Here is a 21,891-nt window from a genome sequence, read left to right as displayed (position 1 = left end):
TTGATCAAACTTTATGCAAGTTTCAGAAATTATTACCCAAGATAAAGAATTAAATAAATTTATTTACCAAGCCCCAACTTCACCACGCTCACTTATAACTGGCGTTAATGATGGGGCTTTTAGTCCTGTTATCTTACAGATATTAAATACCCTACATAAGCCATTGATAATAGTGGAAGAGTCAGAAGATAAGGCTCAAAGATTGCAGAGTGAACTTAGCAGTTTATTAGGCGATGAGATTGTACACATGTTTCCAATTGATGCGACAATTGCCACTCAGAGCGCCATAGCTTCACCTGATGAATTGAGTCAACGTTTAAATGCCTTAAATTTTTTAAAAAGTGGCAGACCTGGCATAATTATCACAATTCCTCAAGGCTTACAGTATCAGTTATCTGATCCAAAATTATTTTCAAAATCAGAAAGAATCTTTAGTCCAGAGAAAGAATATGATTTACAAGAATTAGTTGATTGGCTACTTAAAACTGGCTATCAAAGAGATAACTTAGTTGCCCGACCAGGTGAATTTGCCCTTAGGGGCGATATTTTAGATATTTATCCGCTTAGTCGTGAAAATCCATTAAGAATTGAGTTCTTTGGTGATGAAATTGATACTGTTAAAGAATTTGATCCTGCAACTCAGCGAAGTTTACAAGAATTAGATCAGGTTAGAGTTGGCGGGGCTATTGACCGCATTTTTGAAAAAGAAGACTTAGAAAAAGCAGCCATTAAGATCAAGCAAGATATGGCCGATTCAATTGCTGATAAAAAGGCGATTGCGGAACACTTCGAGCGGGTAGTTGATACCTTAGAAAGTGGAGGCTTACCTGAGAACTATGCATTCTTAGTTGACTATCTAATAAAAAAGTCATTCAGCTTATTAGATTATCTAGCAGCAGATGGGCTAGTTTTGTATGATGATTGGACTGCTATCCAAAAAAATGTGGCTGATATTAATGTCCGCAATGAAGCCTTTATTAGTGAAGAAGTTAAAGCTGGTGCGATGCTTAATAGTCAAAGCTTGCGAACTGACTTCATTAAGGTAACTAAGAAAGCCAAGCAGAACCAAATTTTATTTTCATTATTTCAAAAGGGGATGGGGCGCTTAAAGTTAAGTCAGATTATTAATTTTAATACCCGTCAACCTGAACAATTCTTCAGTCAGATGCCCTTGATTAAGTCGGAGCTGACCAGCTTTCATAAAGAAAAGCAAACAGTTGTCTTGCAGGCTGATAATGAAGAGCGAGCAAGACAGATTAATCAGAACTTAACTGATTATGGGATGGATATTCCAATCGTCGCTAAAGATAATATTGTCACTGCTAGGACGCAAATTGTAGTTGATAATTTTAGTACTGGCTTTAGTTTGCCAAGTGTAAATTTAGTTTATTTAACTGAAAGAGAGCTTTTCAATCAGAGAAAGCGTGCCCCCAAACGGGTCAAGGCGATGGAGAACTCGCAACGCTTGCGTAATTATAATGAGTTGAAGCCGGGTGACTATGTCGTTCACGTTAATCATGGAATTGGTCGCTTTGAAGGAATTAAGACGCTTGAAACAGACGGTAAGAAGCGCGATTATATTACCATTACTTACCAGCACCATGACCAGCTATTCGTGCCAGCTGATCAATTAGGCCTAGTACAAAAGTATGTCGCTTCTGAAGGTAAAGTTCCCCATATTAATAAGCTGGGCAGCAGCGAATGGGCTAAAACTAAGCGTAAGGTTCAATCTAAGGTTGAAGATATTGCGGGTGACTTAATTGATCTCTATGCCAAGCGCGAATCTGAAAAGGGGTACGCCTTTAGCCCTGATGATGACTTGCAAAGGCAATTTGAAGACTCGTTTCCATATGTTGAAACACCAGATCAATTGCGCTCAATTAAAGAAATTAAATCCGATATGGAGAGCATACACCCAATGGATCGTCTATTAGTCGGGGATGTTGGGTTTGGTAAGACTGAAGTTGCCCTGCGTGCTGCCTTTAAGGCAATTAGGGACGGCAAGCAAGTTGCCTTTTTAGCGCCGACAACTATTTTAGCCCAGCAGCACTTTGAAACGATGCAGGATCGCTTTAAAGACTTTCCGGTTAATGTTGCCTTATTATCACGTTTTCAGTCTAATAAAGAAGTCAAAGAGATTATTGCTGATCTAAAGGCTGGCAAGGTCGACTTAATCGTCGGAACTCATAGAATCTTGTCAAAGGATGTGCAATTTAAGGACTTAGGACTATTAATTATTGATGAAGAACAGAGATTTGGAGTTAAGCATAAGGAACGGCTTAAGGAATTAAAGACTAATATTGATGTCTTGACCTTAACAGCTACCCCAATTCCGCGTACTCTCCATATGTCAATGATAGGAGTGCGTGACTTATCCGTTATGGAAACACCACCTACTAACCGTTATCCAATTCAAACTTATGTCATGGAAGAGATCCCAAGTATTGTCCGTGAAGCTTGCTTGCGTGAGATGAAACGTAATGGTCAGATTTTCTTTTTGCATAATCGAATTGATGATATTGATCAGGTGACTAGTCGACTGCAAGAGTTAATCCCTGAAGCAAGGATTGAATTTATCCATGGTAGGATGAGTGAGAATCAACTTGAAGATATTATGTATCGCTTTGTAAAGAATGAGTTCGATATTTTGGTAACGACCACGATAATCGAAACTGGTGTCGACATGCCTAATGCTAATACCTTAATTGTTGAAAATGCTGATCATTATGGATTAAGTCAGCTTTATCAGCTAAGAGGGCGAATTGGTAGAAGTGCAAGGCTAGCGTATGCTTACTTTCTTTATCAGCCTAATAAGGTTCTAACTGAAGTAGGAGAAAAGCGCCTAAGTGCTATTCGTGACTTCACAGAGCTAGGATCTGGCTTTAAGATTGCGATGCGCGATTTATCAATTCGTGGGGCTGGCAATATGCTAGGTAAGCAGCAACATGGCTTTATTGATAGTGTGGGTTATGACCTGTATTCTCAAATGCTAGATGATGCGGTTAAGAAGCGTCAAGGCAAGAAGACACTAACTAAGTCAAATGCAGAAGTTCAATTTAACTTTGAAGCTTATATTCCAGATGATTATATTTCTGATCAAGAACAAAAGATTGAACTTTACAAAAAAATTAAGTCAATTCAATCTAAAAAAGAAGCTGATAATATTGCTGATGAGCTATTGGATAGGTTTGGCAATTATCCCTTACCAGTTGAGAATTTACTCAATGTATCATCTTTAAAGGCAGACGCTGACATTGCTCAAGCCCTGACAGTAGTCCAAAAAGATGATAAAATTCAAATCATCTTTAATAATCATGCTACTAAAGAATTGGAAGGACCTAATATATTTAAGGCTTTGGAGCATGTGAGTTTAAGAGCAAGAATAAATGTTGACCCTAAGCAACGTTTAAATGTTATGTTAGAAGTAGAACATAATATGTCAACGAGACAGTTATTTAATGAATTACACCGCTTCTTACAAGAAGCAGCAGACATTGTTCAAAGATAGAGGTAATTATGAGATTAGATAAATATTTGAAAGTATCACGTTTAGTTAAGAGAAGAACAGTTGCCAAAGAAATGGCCGATCAAGGTCGTGTTCAAGTTAATGGACGTGTAGTTAAGTCAAGTTATGATGTTAAGATTGGCGATATTATTGAAATTGGCTTTGGTACTAAGCAGCTTAAGGCTAAGGTTTTAGACTTAAGAGAAACAACTAAAAAAGCTGAGGCTAGTGATCTATACGAGCTAGTAGATTAATGACAAAATCCGCCTAAAATGTTATAGTAAAAGCACATTACACCAGTTCTTTATTAAAAGGTAGGCGGGGTCATATGAGAAGAGGGCCACGGATTTACAATGGTCCTAGCGATCAAGAGAAAATGGCGCACCTTCAGCGCCAAGCAGCTAAAAGAGTGAGGGAAGTCCATCGACGTAGAAGGACATGGCTTTTGCTAGGCTTTTTTGGTTTGCTATTAATTTTGGGGATGCAGCTGGTGAAGACTGAGTCACGTACTCAGCAGCTCCACCAACAAGTTGCTAAGAGTAAGGCTGAGTTGACCCAGGTTAATAAGACTAATAAAAGATTAAAGGGACAAGCTGAGGATCTAAAAGATCCAGATTATGTTGCTAAGTGGATTCGTTATAAACTGTATTACTCTAAGAAGGGTGAAACTATTTATAATGTCCCAGAATCACAGGATGATGATTAATGAAGTTTCCAGTTGGACTAAGAATTAACGCAGAAGTTAATAATGTAACTAAGCTAGGTATTTTTGTTACGTTACCGCACCACCATCATGGCTTAATTCATCATAAGGACTTTGGTGAGCGTTGGAACAATATGAAAGATAATTTTGATAAAGGTCAAGAAGTGCGAGTAGTTGTTATTAATAATCAAAATGGCAAGCTCGCCCTATCACTTAGCCATGTCAATGACCCTAGTCTAGTCGATCCTACCAACCAGTTTAATGACAATAATAAGTTTGCTGAAACCTTAACTAAACTTGTTAGTCAAGCCGATAAGGAAATTAAGCAATTACAAGAGAAGAATTGACCAAGGTAGCCGCTAAGGCTACCTTTTTTAGAATTAATTGACGGATAGATGATTAGAGAATTTTTTCAAAGAAATAATTTAAAACTTGAAAATAAAAAAATTTTATTAGCCGCTAGTGGTGGACCTGATTCAATGGCTTTATTGCAGATGCTGCTTGATGAGCTAAAGCACGAGCAAATAATAGTAGCTCATCTTGACCACCAACTAAGGGCAGATAGTTACTTAGAAACTGAACTTTTAGAAAAATTTTGCCAAAAAAATAAGGTAACTTTATTTACCAAAAAATGGCCACTAGCTCTGCATAAGAAAACTGGAGTTGAAGCTAGTGCTAGACAATACCGTTATGAGTTCTTAGATAGTGTAGCTCGAAAAGAGAATGTTGACTATTTACTGACAGCCCACCATGGTGATGATTTATTGGAGAATATCCTGCTTAAATTAATACGCTCTGGTAATGCTAATGAGATGAGTAGTCTGCGCCCTGTACGCTGCTGGCAGGGGAGGGTCTTAGTTAGACCGTTATTAAACTTATCGAAGGCTGAGTTATTATCCTTTGATAAAGAAAGACATATTCCTTATGTTAAGGATTCTACTAATGATGAAGATGATGTCTTGCGCAATCGTCTGCGTCACCATGTGGTTCCATTATTGAATCAGGAAAATGCTAAGATCATAGTCAATGGGATGCACTTTTTGGATAGTATAAGCCTGCTGCAAGAAGAACGCGAAGCATATTTTGACCAATTTAAGGCAGATAGCTTTATGGGATGTTTGAGAATATCTGATAACCAGCTTGAAAAACTGCCACTAAGGCTCAGGGCAGATTATTTTTCTTATTTAATATTAAATAAGTGGCACAAGCAAGTTAAGTTTGAAACTCTCATTAAAGATAAAACTAAGACAGTTAATCGAGAGGGATTTGAAATTAGTTATTATCAAGGGTATTATTATCTTCGCCGAGTTAAAGATTTTATAAAAAATAACACCAAATTACAAAAAGTAGTGTTAAATCAAGAATTTAAATGGCAAAATAGTAAATATATTATTACCAATAAAAAAATAATGGCTAAAAATTGTCAAAAGGTTGGCAGTTTTTATACAGGACAGCTTCATGAATTAGAGGTTGGTAGCTTACTGGTTCATACTAAGTTGCGTTTAGCTAATGGACAATGGACCAAGCCGAAGAAGAAGTTCGCCCAAGAAGCGATACCACTTTTTTTGCGATCAAGGTGTTTAAGCGTTTATACTAGTGGTGAAGTGGTTTTTGTAGAGAATACCTATCAAAAACAACAATATAGTGAGGACTTTTTCAAATATTGGATTTATAAATTGAAAGTTTGAGTAAATAATTATGGAAAACTTTTAATTTGTGGTAAAATTTTGAAAGTAATTCTAGAAGTTTCTACGGAGGTTTTTTATGAAAAATAATAGAAATAGACTGCTTTCTAACGGTCTTTTCTACATCTTAGTATTCGTAATCCTCTTGGCTGGAATTAACTGGGCCATGGGTGGCTCAGGCGGTGGTGGCACTAGCGAGAATATCCGCTACTCTGAATTCGTTAAGGATTTAAGGGCAGGTAAAGTCAAGAGTTTCAATATGCAACCAGCTAATGGTGTTTATACTGTTACTGGTACATACAAAAAGGCTCAAGAACCAAAAAATAAAAATAAAAACAATGGTTTTAGCCTTTTAGGTGGCTCAAGTAACAAGGCCAAGGTAACTCAATTTAGTACCACTATGCTGCAAGATGACTCCATGGTAAGTGAAGTTAATAAGGCTGCACAAGAGAATGGGGCAACTATTTCTGGTCAAGGTGAATCTCAATCAGGTGCCTGGATCTCTACGATTGTAATGCTGGTGCCAACTCTGATCTTCATTGTTATGTTATGGATGATGATGAATCAGACTGGACAAGGCGGTCGTGGTGGCGGCATGATGAACTTTGGTAAGTCACGAGTTAAGCCGCAAGATCCTTCTAAGAATAAAGTTCGTTTCTCAGATGTTGCTGGTGAAGAGGAAGAAAAGCAAGAACTAGTTGAAATTGTTGAATTCCTTAAAAAACCATCTAAATTTACTAAATTAGGTGCAAGAATCCCAGCTGGTGTGCTTCTTGAGGGCCCTCCAGGAACTGGTAAGACTTTACTTGCACGTGCAGTTGCTGGCGAAGCTGGTGTGCCATTTTATTCTATTTCTGGTTCTGACTTCGTAGAAATGTTTGTCGGTGTAGGTGCATCCCGTGTCCGTGACTTATTTGAAACTGCTAAGAAGAATGCACCAAGTATTATCTTTATTGACGAAATTGATGCCGTTGGTCGTAGGCGTGGCAATGGCATGGGTGGTGGACATGATGAACGTGAACAGACCCTGAACCAATTATTGGTTGAGATGGATGGGTTTGATGGTGATGAAGGGGTCATTGTTATGGCCGCAACTAACCGTTCAGATGTCTTAGACCCTGCCCTTCTTCGTCCAGGCCGTTTCGACCGTAAGGTCTTAGTTGGTCGCCCAGATGTTAAGGGACGTGAAGCCATCTTAAAGGTTCACGCTAGAAACAAGCCAATGGCTGATGATGTTGACTTAAAAGAAGTTGCCCGTCAAACTCCAGGCTTCGTAGGTGCTGATCTTGAGAATGTTCTTAATGAAGCTGCCCTAGTTGCAGCTCGTAGAAATAGAACGAAGATTACTGCTTCTGATATTGATGAAGCTGAAGATAGGGTTATTGCTGGTCCAGCTAAGAAGGATACTGTTATTTCTGCTGAAGAGAGAAAGCGCGTTGCCTTCCATGAAGCAGGACACGCAATTGTTGGCCTGGTCTTAAGTGACTCAAGGACTGTTCGTAAGGTTACTATCGTTCCTCGTGGTCGTGCAGGTGGTTATAACATCATGCTTCCTAAGGAAGACCAGAACTTATTAACTAAGAAGCAGTTAATGGAACAAGTAGCTGGATTAATGGGTGGTCGTGCAGGTGAAGAAGTAGTAGTTGGTGATAAGTCCACAGGTGCTTCAAACGACTTTGAACAGGCTACTAATATCGCCCGTGGAATGGTTACTCAATATGGTATGACTAGTGTTGGTATGGCAGAGCTTGAATCACCAAGTATGCAATCACCATACGGCACTAAGCCATATAGTGAAGCTACTGCTGCTAAGATTGATGAAGCCGTAGAAAAGATCCTGAGCGAAGGATATAAGCAAGCTGTAGAAATCATCAAGAATAATCGTGCAACTCACAAGGCAATTGCTGATGCCTTACTCAAGTACGAAACTTTAAACGAAAAACAAATTCTTTCACTATTTAAGACTGGTAAGATGCCAGAAGAAGATGAAAGTGAATTTCCAAGTGAAAATAAGGCTTCTACTTTCGAAGAAGCTAAGGCAGCTATGGAAAAGAAAGATCATCAAAGAGAAGAAGTTGAAGAAAAGGATGACCAAGAAGACATCCACCCACTTCCAGATGATCAAGAAGATACTGATGATACTTCACTTGATTCATCAACTAAGCAAGATGAAGCTTCTAAACCACAAGAAAAAAATGATTCAAGCGAATCAGATCAGTCTGATGAGCAAGAATAAATTTAAGATAGAGCCTGTTTGAGGGCTCTATTTTTTGTTAAAGAAGAGGAAAGATAATGTCAGATTATTTAATTAAGGCAATTGATAAGACTAAGAATTTACGTTTACTAGCAATTAGTGCTAAAGACTTAGTAGGTGAAGCTCAAAAGCGCCACGATACTTGGAGTGCTTCATCAGCTGTCTTAGGGAGAACATTAATTGGTGGCTTGCTTTTAGCAGGTGCATTGTTAAAAGATCAAGATGAATTAACTGTTAGACTTTTAGGCAATGGTCCCGTTGGGGCAACAGTTGTTACCAGTACGGCAGATTTAAAGGTAAAAGGTTATATTCAAAACCCGCATATTGCCTTACCACCTAAAAAAGATGGTCATATTGATGTTGCTAAAGCTGTAGGACAAGGCTGGTTAGAAGTTACCAAAGATCAAGGGTTAAAGCAGCCTTATACAGGACAGGTGCCAATTGTATCCAGTGAAATTGCTGAAGACTTTACTTATTATTTAGCTAAATCAGAACAAATTCCATCAGCTGTAGGATTATCGGTTTTTGTACAACCAAATAATGCAATTGGTGCAGCAGGCGGATTTATGCTACAGGCACTCCCAGGTGCTAGTGATGAGTTACTTAAGCAAGTAGAAGATAGGATTAAGGGACTCCCTAACTTATCAACGATGTTTTTAGATGGTGAAACGCCAGAAGCACTGGCTAAAAAAATTTTAGGTGATGATTGTAAGATATTGGCTAAAGAAGACGTTGCCTTTGAATGTGATTGTTCCAAAGACAAGTATGCTAAGATACTAGCTACGCTCAAACCTACTGAATTAAAAGAAATGATTGAAAAAGATCACGGTGCAGAGTTGACATGCCGCTTCTGTGGTAATAAATATGATTACAGTGAAGATGAACTAAAGAAAATCTTGTCTGAACAAAAGAATTAATTAATAACAGGTGGTACATAATTGCTATCTGTGATAGGATATTGAGTATTCTAGATGTTTGATTTAAAAGTGAAAGGAAGTGAGCACGTGAGTCAGAGCTGGAAGATACGTGATATTGTTATACCTAATCGGGTAGTTGTAGCCCCAATGGCTGGAATTTCCAATGCTGCCTTTCGTGTTGTTTGTAAGGAATTTGGTGCAGGCTTAGTTGTATGTGAGATGATTTCTGATCATGGAATCATTTATCGAAATAAAAAGACCTTAGATATGTTGCAAGTTGATCCTCGCGAGCATCCAATGAGTATCCAGATATTTGGTGGTAGCGAAGAAACCTTGATTGAAGCTGCTCATTATGTTGACACCCACACTGCTGCTGATATTATCAATATTAATATGGGTTGCCCTGTTCCTAAGGTTACTAAGACTGATGCTGGGGCTAGATGGTTACGTGACCCTAACAAGATCTATCAAATGGTCCATGCCGTAGTAAGAAATGTTGAAAAGCCCGTAACAGTTAAGATGCGTACAGGCTGGGACATGAAGCATATCTTTGCCGTTGAGAATGCCCTTGCTGCCCAAGAAGCTGGTGCTAGTGCAGTGGCAATGCACGGTAGAACTCGTAAGCAGATGTATGCCGGTGAAGCTGATTGGGAGATTTTAAAAGAAGTTGCGGATCATTTAACGATTCCATTTATCGGTAATGGTGATGTGACTAGCCCAGAGAGAGCTAAGCAGATGCTTGATCAAGTAGGTGCAACTGCTGTAATGATTGGACGTGCTGTATTAGGTAATCCTTGGTTAGTTAAGGATATTACCCATTATTTAGAAACTGGCGAAAAGCTTCCACCACAAACTGTAGCCGAAAAAGTAGAAACAGCTAAAAATCAGCTTAACGGCTTAATTGAATTAAAGGGTGAAAAGATTGCTATTCCTGAATTTAGAAGACAAGCTGCCTACTATTTGAAAGGAATCCCCCGTTCAGCTCGAACTCGTGCTAAAATAAATGATGTTTGGACTAAAAAAGAAGTTTTTGACTTGCTAGATGATTTTGTTGCAAAATATGAACAAAGACAAAAACAATTAACAAAGTAATAAAGGAGTTTTTAGAGTGGCAAAGAATGAGATGAATGACCAACTTATCGTTCGTCGCGAAAAGATGGACGAAATGCGTGAAAATGGAATTGAACCATTTGGTGTAAGAAAGTTTGATCGTCAAGATTTAGCAAGCACTTTAAATGAAAAATATGCTGGTGAGGATAAGGATGAATTAAACGCTGATATGCCAAAGACCAAGATTGCAGGTCGTATGCTTGCAAAGCGTGGTAAGGGTAAAGTTGGTTTTGCTGATCTTTATGACCGCACTGGCAAGATTCAAATTTACGTACGTAAAGATATTGTTGGTGAAGATAACTACAAGATCTTTAAGAAATCTGATATTGGTGACTTCTTGGGAATCGATGGCGAAGTAATGAAGACCGATACTGGCGAATTAACAATTCGTGCTACTCATGTTACCTTCTTATCTAAGGCTCTTCGTCCACTTCCTGATAAATACCATGGCTTAAAGGACGTTGAACAAATCTACCGTCAACGTTACTTAGACTTAATTACTAACCACGAAAGCTATGAACGTTTTGTTAACCGTACTAAGATTGTTAAGGCTATCCGTAAGTACCTAGATGATCGCAACTTCTTAGAAGTTGAAACCCCTGTACTCCACAATATCCCTGGTGGTGCTGAAGCACGTCCATTCATTACTCACCACAACGCTTTAGATATTAATCTCTACATGAGAATTGCCTTGGAACTTCCATTGAAGCGTTTGATCGTTGGTGGTATGGAAAGAGTCTATGAAATCGGTCGTGTATTCAGAAATGAGGGTGTTGATACTCGTCACAACCCTGAATTTACTGAACTTGAAACTTATGCCGCATACTGGGACTTCCATGATGTTATGGACGAAGCAGAAGGTATTATTAAGGCTGCTGCTAGTGTTGTAACTGATGATGGTAAGGTTAACTACCAAGGAACTGAAATTGACTTAGGTAAGCCATTCCGTCGTGTTCACATGGTTGATTTGATTAAGGAACAGACTGGTGTTGACTTCTGGCAACCAATGACTTTAGATGAAGCTAAGAAGGTTGCTGAAGAACATGGTATTCACGTTGAACCATTCTGGAAGGTTGGTCACATTATTAACGCCTTCTTCGAAGAATTTGGTGAAAAGACAATCGTTAACCCAACATTTGTTTACGGCCACCCAGTAGAAGTTTCCCCACTTGCTAAGAAGAATGCCGATGACCCAAGATTTACTGATCGTTTCGAAATCTTTATTATGGGTACCGAATATGGTAATGCCTTCAGTGAATTGAATGATCCAATTGACCAACGTCACCGTTTCGAAGATCAAATGGCGGAACGTGAAGCTGGTAATGATGAAGCTGATATGATCGATGAAGATTATATTCGTGCAATGGAATTCGGTATGCCTCCTACAGGTGGACTTGGTATCGGTATTGACCGCTTGGTAATGTTATTAACTAATGCTCCTGCTATTAGGGATGTTCTTTTATTCCCAACAATGCGTCCTGAAAAAGTTGAAGATGTAGATGCAGAAGTTCAAGCTGACCTTAAGGAAAGAGCTAAGAAAGGCGATAAATAACAGTATCAAGATTTTCAAAAATTAAATATCATTTAATATAAAAGAAGCTCGTTTGTTCTAATAGAGAATAAGCGGGCTTTTTTTATGTTGTCTTTATTGCGACTTATATTCTCTAATCTACCGCTTATGACAAAAGTTGATACAAAATTAGCGCCAGTCTATAAACTAATGTTGAAAAGTTAATGATAGGAAAGGCGATAATGATGTTAATACAAGCAAATGATCTAACTAAAAAATATGGTAGTAAGTTAGTTTTAGACCATGTTAACTTAGAAGTTAACCAAGGACAGCTAGTTGCTTATCTTGGCACAAATGGTGCAGGTAAATCTACCACGATTAATATTCTGACAGGATTGCTTAAGCCCACGAGCGGGACTATCAGATATGATAAGAACTTAAAGATAGGTGTTGTTTTTCAAAATAGTGTATTAGATGACAAGTTGAGTGTTAAGAATAACTTATACCTAAGAGCAAAAATGTACCGATATTATTCTAAATCCTGGCTTGAAGAACTAATTGAATTAATTGGAATACGTGACTTTTTAAACCAAAAATATGGCACCTTATCAGGTGGTCAAAGACGTAGAGTTGATATTGCTAGAGCCTTAATTAGTCATCCAAATTTATTATTTTTAGATGAGCCAACTACCGGCTTAGATTTACAGACTAGACTAGTTATATGGAATCTGCTAGAAAAGCTGCAAAAAGAGCAAGGCTTAACTATCTTCTTAACGACTCACTACCTTGAAGAAGCTGAAAATGCCGATCAAATGTATATCTTAGAACATGGCAAAGTTCTAGCTAAAGGTTCCGCAAGTGAAATTAAGAAAAAATACGCTCCTTCAAAACTAACTGTCAAAATTAATGATAAGGAAACATCATATCAAGGTTGGGATGCAGGTAGGGTGATGCAGTATTTACATGATAATCAAGAAATTATTCAAGACTTTGAATATCGTAAAGGCTCGATTGATGATGCCTTTATCAAAATTACTGGAAAGGAGCTTGACTAATGTTTGCCTTACTTAGAAGAAATATCAAAGTGTATTTTTCAAATGTACCTAGTGTTATTATGTCTTGCTTCGGAGCTTTAATTTCATTCTTTATTTATATTGGCTTTTTGCAAGATAATTTATTAACTTCTTGGCAACAAGTACCTAGTGCAAGAGAAATGTTAGATTTATGGATAATTGCGGGAATCGTAGCTGTTGCTGGGATTACTACTTCTTTTCAGACTCTTGGTCAATTAGTTAAGGATAACGAAAGCAGGACTAGTGATGATATTAGACTGACAGATGTAACATCAGTTAAGCAGAACATAGCTTATCTCTTATCTAGCAGTATTGTTAGTCTAATAATGCAGGCTATTACCTTGTTGGTAATGGTCATTTACTTCAAGTTAGTTGATAAGATTGATTTGCCAACTGATATTTATGGTGAAGTCCTATTATTCATGGTTTTAGGAGCGATTGCAGCAACCTTAGTGAATGAGATAATCGTAAGCTTCATTCATTCTGCGACTACTTTTAGTCGATTGTCTGCTGTGATTGGGGCAGCAGCGGGATTCGCAGTTGCTACATATCTGCCATTCGGCAGCTTATCTACTAATGCTCAAAATCTGGTAAAATTAGTACCAAGTAGTTATGAAGCAGCAGGATTGAGAAGTTTATTGCTCAATCAGCTAAGTAAGACCAAGCTAGATAGTAATTCACGACAGAAGTTATTTGACTATTTGGGCGTACAGTTCAAGATTAATGGTCATCAATTGTCACGCTTAGATAATATTTATGTCATGTTAGGGATGATTGCAATTCTTACTTTAGTGATTATTGTCGCCTCTGCTGCAACTGACAGAAAGAGAAGCAAGTAATTGAAAGTTAAGTTTCAGCAAGATTCTTCTGTGGCTGATGATGAGATTCAAGTTGAAATTAAGGCGCAGAAAGAAGATCAGACAGTCAAGAATTTAATTAATTATTTAAATAAATTTGGTAAAAAAACGCGTAATTTACTACCGATTAAGAGCCGAGATAAGATTGTTACGATTAAGTATAGTGACTTAATTAAGGTTGAAGTTCGATCAACTAATCTTACTTATTACACTACAAGTGAAGTTATCGAAACGACAGGTCGCTTGTATCAGGTATTGGAAAGCTTGGATAGTAATTTTATTCAAGTGTCACGGCATTCAATTATTAACTTGAATTATCTGGAGTCAATTGAGGGTGGATTTGCTGGGAATATGATTGCAATCTTATCCGGGAACTTGAAGGCGGATATTTCTAGACGATATTTACCACAGTTAGAGAAGGAGCTGGGACTATAAATGAGAAAGCTCGGTAAGTATTTAGATTATTTTGTAACAGGGATGGGTTTTGGTGCAATTGCTTATTTATGTATTTTAACTTTTATTCGTCCGAATACAGCTCCAACTTATCGTGGTGTAAGCTCAGTTCTAATTATTTCGGGGTTGATTGGTATGTTGTCGATGATCTTTAAGACAGATTTACCAATTACGATTGCGCTTACTACTCACTTGCTGGTAACTTTTTTAGCTTTTGTGGCAATGGCGATGATTAATCATTGGCGTATTGATGTGGCTTCTGTATGCATATTCTTGTTTATATATCTGGTTATTTGGTTGATATTAATTATTGAACAAAGGCGCACTATTAATCAATTGAATAAGAGAATTAAGGATAGGAAGCATAATTAGTAGTGTACTTAAGGATGAATGTAATTGCTTTAGTTGGCAAGGTGAATTTGCCGTTAATTCTATAAAATCTTAAATTGGTATATGCATAATGTTATTTACAAAATAGTGATAAAAATTATAATTCATAAAGTGGTATAATAATAGTAGATAAAAGTAGCCTATTGCATATTAGGTGATGAAACGCTGTTTGCTAGTACAACACATTTAAGAAAAGTAAGATATACTAAAATATAATTTGAGCATTACAAGATTCCGAGGTGATTTGGCATGACTAATGTTGTAACGTTTTTACACTATATAGCTGCGGTAATTGTAATAGGATATTGTATTTATGAGATTATTACTGGAAAGGTAGAACCCTTTAGATCTAGGCGCCATCGTAATATAGTTATCATAGTAGCGTGTAGTCTGCCTTGGGTATTTCTATTCTTCCCATTCACAACAGACTGGAGCACTTATTGGATGCTGGTTATGATTAGAACTCCGATTACGATTCTCTGGTTCATTTTGGATTTGATAGGTCTTTATTTCGACCTAAAGCGACAAGATAAATTATCTAAAAAGAAGTAATTCAATTTTATAAAAAACTATTTGCAAATAAAATTATCTTTGATATAATTTCATTTGTATTGCGGAAGTAGTTCAGTGGTAGAACATCACCTTGCCATGGTGGGGGTCGCGGGTTCGAATCCCGTCTTCCGCTCCAAGAATTGAGACTCACAGTTAGTGGGTCTTTTTTGTTACTAATTTTAATTTTTTTACAAAAAAGTCTTGCATATAAAAATACTTTTGCTATAATTAATATTGTTCTGCGGAAGTAGTTCAGTGGTAGAACATCACCTTGCCATGGTGGGGGTCGCGGGTTCGAATCCCGTCTTCCGCTCCAAAGAATTAAGACTCACCTTCCGGTGGGTCTTTTATTTTTCTTCGGGAATTAGCTCAGTTTGGTAGAGCGCTACGTTCGGGACGTAGAGGTCACAAGTTCGAATCTTGCATTCCCGATATAATAATTATTATTTTTAAAAAGTCGTCTACTTATTAGGCGGCTTTTTCTTATAATTGTTATAATAAACTGGTTAAACGTTAAATATTTTACTTTTTTACTCTTAAGGCATAAAATGTTTAGCTAAAGATTACAACTTATAAAAAATTAGTAAGGCGGTGCAAAATGGAAAATTCTTACAGTAAAAATGCAAAAGAAGTTCTGAAGATTGCACGAGAACAGGCACAAGGCTTTCAACATCGAATTATTGGTACTGAACATGTATTATTAGCGCTAGTAATTGAATCAAATGGTGAAGCTGGAAAACTATTACGTGAAGAAGGCGTAACTCCAACTTTAGTTCGTGAGGAAATTGAACGCTATACTGGCTATGGTTCAAGCTCGCAAACAAATTATATGGAAATGTCACCTCGTTTGGACTTGGTTTTAAAATATGCTAAGCAAAAGGCAGATAGCCTAGGATCTGAAAACATTGGTACAGCTCATATCTTGTTAGGCTTATTGGCAAGTGAACAAATCCTAGCCAGCATGATCTTAAAAAACTTAAACGTCGATCCTAAGCTTTTAGCAGATGAGGTAAGGGATATCTTATCTGATAATAGTGAAGTTGCGACATTTAATAATCCTAACAAGTCAACGACGCCTAACTTAGACAAGGTAAGTGTCAACTTAAATAAGCGTGTCTTAGAAGGTAATATTGATCCAGTGATTGGTCGTGATCGAGAGATTAAGCGGGTAATTCAGATTCTCTCTCGTCGCACTAAGAATAATCCTGTCCTAGTAGGTGAACCCGGTGTGGGTAAGACTGCTGTAGCTCAGGCAATTGCAGCAGCTATTGTTAGCCAGCAAGTTCCAGCTGATCTTGCGCATAAGCGGGTAATGGCAATTGACATGGGTAGTCTAATTGCTGGAACTAAGTATCGTGGTGAGTTTGAAGATCGGATGAAGAAGATTCTCAAGGAAGTTCACGATGATGGTGAAGTGATCTTATTCGTTGATGAAATGCATACTTTAATTGGTGCAGGTGGAGCTGAGGGAGCAATTGATGCTTCTAATATCTTAAAGCCGTCACTTGCACGTGGTGATATTCAAATGATTGGTGCCACTACCTTCGATGAATATCAAAAATATATTGAAAAGGATTCAGCTCTCGCTCGTCGCTTCCAGCAAGTGAAGATTGGTGAACCTACTAAGGAAGCAACTATTGATATTTTACAAGGTCTAAGAGCTAAGTATGAAGCCTACCACAATGTTAAGATTACTGACGCTGCCATTAATGATGCGGTTGAGTTATCTATTAGGTATATTTCTAACCGCTTCTTGCCAGATAAGGCAATTGACTTAATTGATGAAGCTAGTGCTGCAGTTAAGATTAAGAATAATGGTGAAGTTGATCCGCGCTTAACTAAGCTAGAGGCTCAGATCAAGTCAACTATTCAACGCAAGGAACAAGCCGTTGAAAACCAAAACTTCATGGAAGCTGCTAGTCTGCGTGATGATGAGAACAAGCTTCAACTTAAGCAACAAGAATTAACCCAAGCAATTGATAATAAGAAGGGGAAGCAAGCAATTGTTGATTCTGACCAAATTGCGCAAGTTGTTGCTCAGTGGACTGGTATTCCAGTAACAAGAATGAAGCATAGTGAAACTAAGCGTCTTGCTAAGCTTGAATCAATCTTGCACAAGCGAGTAATTGGTCAAGATCAAGCCATTAGCGCTGTAAGTAAGGCTATCCGCCGTAGCCGTAGTGGAATTAAGGATGAGAATCGTCCGATTGGCTCATTCCTATTCTTAGGTCCAACTGGTGTTGGGAAGACAGAATTAGCTAAGGCTTTAGCAGATGCGGTATTTGGCTCTGAGAAGAATATTATCAGGGTAGATATGTCTGAATATATGGATCAGATTGCTACCAGCAAGTTGATTGGTTCAGCACCAGGCTATGTTGGCTATGAAGAAGGTGGGCAACTTTCTGAGAAAGTACGTCGCAATCCATATTCAGTTGTCTTGCTCGACGAAGTAGAAAAAGCTCATCCAGAAGTATTTAACTTACTTTTACAAGTTCTTGATGAGGGCTTTTTGACTGATTCTAAGGGACGCCGCGTTGACTTTAGAAATACAATTATCATTATGACTTCTAATCTAGGTTCAAGAGCATTACAAGAAGATAAGATTGTAGGCTTTTCCGCAGATCAAGCTAATATAGATAAGGTGCGAGCAGATAAGGTTAAGCAGGCCACTAGGCAATTCTTTAGACCAGAGTTCTTAAACAGAATTGATGAAACGGTTGTCTTTGATAGCTTAACTAAGCCACAACTTCGAGAAATAGTTACACTGTTAACTCAACGTTTAGTTGAACGTTTAGCTAATAAAGATATTGAACTCAAGCTTTCGCCAGCTGCTTTAGATGTCTTAGCTAAAGATGGATTCGATCCAGAGATGGGAGCACGACCTTTGCGTCGATCAATCCAGCGCGACTTAGAAGATCCAATTGCACAATATTTAATTAGTGGTGAATTATCTGCTGGACAAACCTTAAAGGTAGGAGCTAGACAAGGTAAATTGAAATTTAATATAGTAGATAATAAAGAACTAGTTAAAAGCTAGGTCAAAACTATTGACAAGTTACAAAAAGTAGTCTACAATTATAAGCTGTTTAAAAGGCTGAAATTCAGGATTTTGTCGATCTATTGTCCGACAAAATGATAAAACAAAAACGACATAGAATCTGTTGTTTTTGTTTTTTTATACCCAAATTTGTCCTTTTTACAAAATGTAACACAAATGTAATATTAGCTTCTAGATAAGATGGAAAGGATGTTTTCTTTGTTAGGACACGCTGTAAACTACGGTCATCGACGTACAAGACGCAGTTTCTCACGTATTAAAGAAGTATTGAAATTGCCTAACTTGACCGATGTACAAACGCAATCTTACAAGTGGTTTCTCAATGAAGGTATCCGAGAGATGTTTGATGACATTATGCCAATTTCAGACTTCTCTGGAAAGCTTTCACTTGAGTTTGTAGATTACAAACTTTTGAAACCTAAATATACTCTCGAAGAAGCACGTGATCATGATGCTAACTATTCTGCACCACTTCACGTAACTTTAAAATTAACCAACCATGAAACTGGTGAAATTAAGACCCAAGATGTATTCTTCGGTGAATTTCCATTGATGACTGATTCAGGTACCTTCGTAATTAATGGTGCTGAGAGAGTTATCGTTTCACAATTGGTTAGATCACCAGGTGTTTACTACCACTCTGACTTTGATAAGAATGGTCGTCAAATCTTTGGTGCAACTGTTATTCCTAACCGTGGTGCTTGGCTTGAGTACGAAACTGACTCTAAAGATTTAGCTTATGTTCGTATTGACCGTACTCGTAAGTTGCCATTGAGTATTCTGATTCGTGCATTGGGCTTTGGTGCTGACGACGAGATCCAAGACATCTTTGGTGACAGTGATTCACTTCGCTTTACTTTAGAAAAAGATATTCACAAGAATCCAGCGGATTCTCGTGTTGCTGAAGCTTTAAAGGACATTTATGAAAGATTACGTCCTGGTGAGCCTAAGACTACTGATTCATCAAGATCACTTCTTTATGCTAGATTCTTTGATCCAAGAAGATATGACCTAGCTCCTGTTGGTCGTTACAAGATTAACAAGAAGCTTTCACTAAAGAGTCGTCTTTTAAGACAAACTCTAGCAGAAACTTTAGCAGATCCTGATACTGGTGAAGTTATCGTCAATAAGGGGACTGTAATCAATCATGAAATTATGGACAAGCTTGCTCCATATTTAGATCGTGATGACTTCAAGATGGTAACTTACCAACCATCTGAAGAAGGTGTATTATCTGAGCCAATAACTGTTCAAGAAATTAAAGTCTACTCTAAGGTTGATCCTGAACGTGTAGTTAAGCTTATTTCTAATGGTCATATTGGTGATGACGTTAAGTACTTGACCCCAGCCGATGTATTGAGTTCAATTAACTACTTCTTTGCACTTCAAGACAATATCGGTAATGTTGATGACATTGACCACTTAGGTAACCGTCGTATTCGTCGTGTGGGTGAATTGCTTCAGAACCAATTTAGAATTGGTTTAGCAAGAATGGAACGTGTTGTACGTGAAAGAATGTCAATCCAAGACATCGCCACTGTTACACCACAACAATTGATTAATATTCGTCCTGTTGTTGCTTCAGTTAAGGAATTCTTTGGTTCATCACAATTGTCACAATTTATGGACCAGAACAACCCACTTGGTGAGTTGACTCACAAGCGTCGTATGTCAGCTTTAGGACCAGGTGGTTTGTCACGTGACCGTGCTGGTTATGAAGTTCGTGACGTGCACTATACTCACTATGGTCGTTTATGTCCTATCGAAACTCCTGAAGGTCCTAACATTGGTTTGATTAACTCTTTGGCAACTTATGCCGTTGTTAATAAGTATGGTTTCATTGAAACTCCATACCGTCGTGTATCTTGGGACACTCATAAAGTTACTGATAAGATCGACTACTTAACAGCTGATGTTGAAGATAACTATATTATTGCCAGTGCCAACTCTCCATTAAATGAGGATGGTTCATTTAAGGATAAGATTGTCTTAGCTCGTCATAGGGAAGAAAACCTTGAAGTTAGTCCTGATAAGGTTGACTACATGGACGTTATCCCTAAACAAGTAGTATCTGTAACTTCCGCATGTATCCCATTCCTTGAAAACGATGACTCAAACCGTGCCTTGATGGGGGCTAACCACCAACGTCAAGCCGTTCCTTTGATTAATCCACATGCACCAATTGTTGGTACTGGTATGGAATATCGTGCTGCTCATGACTCTGGTGATGCTATTTTAGCTAAGGCACCAGGTGTTGTAGAATATGTAGATGCTAATGAAATCCGCATTAGAAGAGACGATGATACTTTAGATAAATACATCCTTGAAAAGTATCGTCGTTCAAATGCTACTAAGAACTACAACCAGATTCCAAACGTTCACCAAGGAGATAAGGTAGTGGCTGGAGAAGTCATTGCTGATGGTCCTTCAATGGATAAGGGTGAATTAGCTCTAGGTCAAAACCCAATTATCGCTTTCTTAACTTGGAATATGTATAACTACGAAGATGCGGTTATGATTTCCGAAAGAATGGTTAAAGATGATGTATATACTTCAATTCATATTGAAGATTACGAATCAGAAGCTCGTGATACTAAGTTAGGACCTGAAGAAATCACCCGTGAAATCCCTAATGCAGGTGAAAGTGCTCTTAAGGATCTTGATGAAAGTGGTATTGTACGTATCGGTGCTGAAGTTCATGATGGAGACATTTTAGTTGGTAAGGTTACTCCAAAGGGTGTGACTGAATTATCAGCAGAGGAACGCTTACTTCACGCAATCTTTGGTGAAAAGGCCCGTGAAGTTCGTGATACTTCACTTCGTGTACCACACGGTGGTGGCGGTATCGTTCAAAACGTTCAAATCTTCACCCGTGAAGCTGGCGATGAATTACCACCTGGTGTTAACCAAATGGTTCGTGTTTACATTGTTCAAAAACGTAAGATCCAAGTTGGTGACAAGATGTCAGGTCGTCACGGTAACAAGGGTACTATTGCCTTAGTATGTCCTGAAGAAGATATGCCATACTTACCAGATGGTCGTCCAGTGGATATTTGTTTGAACCCAATGGGTGTGCCTTCACGTATGAACATTGGACAGGTTCTTGAATTACACTTAGGTATTGCTGCTAAGCAACTTGGTGTTCACGTAGCAACTCCAGTATTCGATGGTGCATCTGAAGATGATATGTGGAAGATGGTTCGTGAAGCAGGTCTTGGTAAAGATGGTAAGACTGTTCTTTACGATGGACGTACTGGTGAACCATTCCACAACAGAGTTTCACTTGGTATCATGTACTACTTGAAGTTAACTCACATGGTTGATGACAAGATGCACGCTCGTTCAATTGGGCCTTACTCATTGGCTACTCAACAACCTCTTGGTGGTAAAGCACAGTTTGGTGGACAGCGTTTTGGTGAAATGGAAGTTTGGGCTCTTGAAGCTTATGGTGCAGCTTACACTTTACAAGAAATTTTGACTTACAAGTCAGATGATGTTGTTGGTCGTGTAAAGGCATATGAAGCTATTGTTAAGGGCGAAAGAATTCCTAAGCCAGGTGTTCCTGAATCATTTAGAGTTTTGGTTAAGGAATTACAATCTCTTGGTTTAGACATTAAAGTCTTAGATTTAAACCATAAAGAAATTGAGCTTCGTGATATGGATAATGATACAAATGAACACTTGAATATTGATAAGTTATCTGAAATGGCTCAAAAGCAAGAAAAGAAGAAGTTAGCCGAAGAAGCCGCAAAGAATGATGAAAATGCTAAGTCAGAAGCATCAAATTCATCAGACGATAAGGTTTCTAAGTAATTTTAGGAGGT

16 protein-coding genes and 3 tRNA genes are annotated in these 21,891 nt (G+C 38.1%); all 19 read left to right on the top strand.

All coding sequences use genetic code 11. The features are described 5' to 3' along the window. Positions 1 to 13: 13 nt before the first annotated feature. The 19 genes from mfd (at position 14) to rpoB (ending at position 21,880) form a co-directional block, all read left to right on the top strand. The gene (mfd, locus tag J2Z60_RS02190) at positions 14 to 3,508 is read left to right on the top strand and encodes a transcription-repair coupling factor (protein WP_209685963.1); all 3,495 of its coding nucleotides are present in this window, start codon (positions 14 to 16) and stop codon (positions 3,506 to 3,508) included. Between the two features lie 8 nt (positions 3,509 to 3,516). Then, a complete protein-coding gene (locus J2Z60_RS02185) occupies positions 3,517 to 3,759 on the top strand; it encodes an RNA-binding S4 domain-containing protein (protein WP_209685961.1) in 243 nt (80 codons plus the stop codon). Positions 3,760 to 3,833: 74 nt separating this feature from the next. Then, positions 3,834 to 4,211 (top strand): FtsB family cell division protein, encoded by a 378-nt coding sequence (locus J2Z60_RS02180; RefSeq protein WP_209685959.1) that lies wholly within the window; start codon positions 3,834 to 3,836, stop codon positions 4,209 to 4,211. Then, positions 4,211 to 4,555: a S1 RNA-binding domain-containing protein gene (locus J2Z60_RS02175; protein WP_209685957.1), complete on the top strand. Its 345-nt coding sequence runs from the start codon at positions 4,211 to 4,213 to the stop codon at positions 4,553 to 4,555. Before J2Z60_RS02180 ends, J2Z60_RS02175 begins: the two co-directional genes overlap by 1 nt. A 48-nt stretch (positions 4,556 to 4,603) precedes the next feature. Continuing rightward, on the top strand, positions 4,604 to 5,896 hold the full coding sequence (gene tilS / locus J2Z60_RS02170; RefSeq protein WP_209685955.1) for a tRNA lysidine(34) synthetase TilS: 1,293 nt from the start codon (positions 4,604 to 4,606) through the stop codon (positions 5,894 to 5,896). Positions 5,897 to 5,972: 76 nt separating this feature from the next. Continuing rightward, on the top strand, positions 5,973 to 8,129 hold the full coding sequence (gene ftsH / locus J2Z60_RS02165) for an ATP-dependent zinc metalloprotease FtsH (RefSeq protein WP_209685953.1): 2,157 nt from the start codon (positions 5,973 to 5,975) through the stop codon (positions 8,127 to 8,129). Positions 8,130 to 8,185: 56 nt separating this feature from the next. Next, positions 8,186 to 9,064: an Hsp33 family molecular chaperone HslO gene (gene hslO, locus J2Z60_RS02160; RefSeq protein WP_209685951.1), complete on the top strand. Its 879-nt coding sequence runs from the start codon at positions 8,186 to 8,188 to the stop codon at positions 9,062 to 9,064. 54 nt (positions 9,065 to 9,118) lie between these two features. Beyond that, positions 9,119 to 10,156 carry a tRNA dihydrouridine synthase DusB gene (gene dusB, locus J2Z60_RS02155; RefSeq protein ID WP_209685949.1) on the top strand — a complete coding sequence of 346 codons (1,038 nt, stop codon included), beginning with the start codon at positions 9,119 to 9,121 and terminating at the stop codon, positions 10,154 to 10,156. A 16-nt stretch (positions 10,157 to 10,172) separates the two neighbouring features. Continuing rightward, on the top strand, positions 10,173 to 11,726 hold the full coding sequence (gene lysS / locus J2Z60_RS02150; protein WP_209685946.1) for a lysine--tRNA ligase: 1,554 nt from the start codon (positions 10,173 to 10,175) through the stop codon (positions 11,724 to 11,726). A gap of 203 nt (positions 11,727 to 11,929) precedes the next feature. Continuing rightward, positions 11,930 to 12,739 carry an ABC transporter ATP-binding protein gene (locus J2Z60_RS02145; RefSeq protein WP_209686238.1) on the top strand — a complete coding sequence of 270 codons (810 nt, stop codon included), beginning with the start codon at positions 11,930 to 11,932 and terminating at the stop codon, positions 12,737 to 12,739. Continuing rightward, positions 12,739 to 13,596, top strand: a complete 858-nt coding sequence (locus tag J2Z60_RS02140) for an ABC transporter permease (RefSeq protein ID WP_209685944.1) — start codon at positions 12,739 to 12,741, stop codon at positions 13,594 to 13,596. Before J2Z60_RS02145 ends, J2Z60_RS02140 begins: the two co-directional genes overlap by 1 nt. After that, positions 13,597 to 14,049 carry a LytTR family DNA-binding domain-containing protein gene (locus tag J2Z60_RS02135; RefSeq protein WP_209685942.1) on the top strand — a complete coding sequence of 151 codons (453 nt, stop codon included), beginning with the start codon at positions 13,597 to 13,599 and terminating at the stop codon, positions 14,047 to 14,049. Then, on the top strand, positions 14,050 to 14,439 hold the full coding sequence (locus J2Z60_RS02130; RefSeq protein ID WP_209685941.1) for a DUF3021 domain-containing protein: 390 nt from the start codon (positions 14,050 to 14,052) through the stop codon (positions 14,437 to 14,439). It abuts the gene before it with no gap. 267 nt (positions 14,440 to 14,706) lie between these two features. Then, positions 14,707 to 15,009 (top strand): hypothetical protein, encoded by a 303-nt coding sequence (locus J2Z60_RS02125; RefSeq protein WP_209685939.1) that lies wholly within the window; start codon positions 14,707 to 14,709, stop codon positions 15,007 to 15,009. 61 nt (positions 15,010 to 15,070) lie between these two features. Continuing rightward, positions 15,071 to 15,145 (top strand) — tRNA-Gly (locus tag J2Z60_RS02120). Between the two features lie 105 nt (positions 15,146 to 15,250). Continuing rightward, a tRNA-Gly gene (locus J2Z60_RS02115) sits at positions 15,251 to 15,325 on the top strand. 42 nt (positions 15,326 to 15,367) lie between these two features. Then, a tRNA-Pro gene (locus J2Z60_RS02110) sits at positions 15,368 to 15,441 on the top strand. Between the two features lie 166 nt (positions 15,442 to 15,607). Continuing rightward, positions 15,608 to 18,046: an ATP-dependent Clp protease ATP-binding subunit gene (locus tag J2Z60_RS02105; RefSeq protein ID WP_209685937.1), complete on the top strand. Its 2,439-nt coding sequence runs from the start codon at positions 15,608 to 15,610 to the stop codon at positions 18,044 to 18,046. A gap of 210 nt (positions 18,047 to 18,256) precedes the next feature. Further along, the gene (rpoB, locus tag J2Z60_RS02100; protein WP_209685935.1) at positions 18,257 to 21,880 is read left to right on the top strand and encodes a DNA-directed RNA polymerase subunit beta; all 3,624 of its coding nucleotides are present in this window, start codon (positions 18,257 to 18,259) and stop codon (positions 21,878 to 21,880) included. The last annotated feature ends 11 nt before the right edge of the window (positions 21,881 to 21,891 follow it).

This window comes from Lactobacillus colini, from assembly GCF_017874575.1.
GTDB lineage: Bacteria > Bacillota > Bacilli > Lactobacillales > Lactobacillaceae > Lactobacillus > Lactobacillus colini.
The sequence above is the reverse complement of the archived record's forward strand: the minus strand, read 5'-3'. Positions and strand labels throughout refer to the sequence as shown.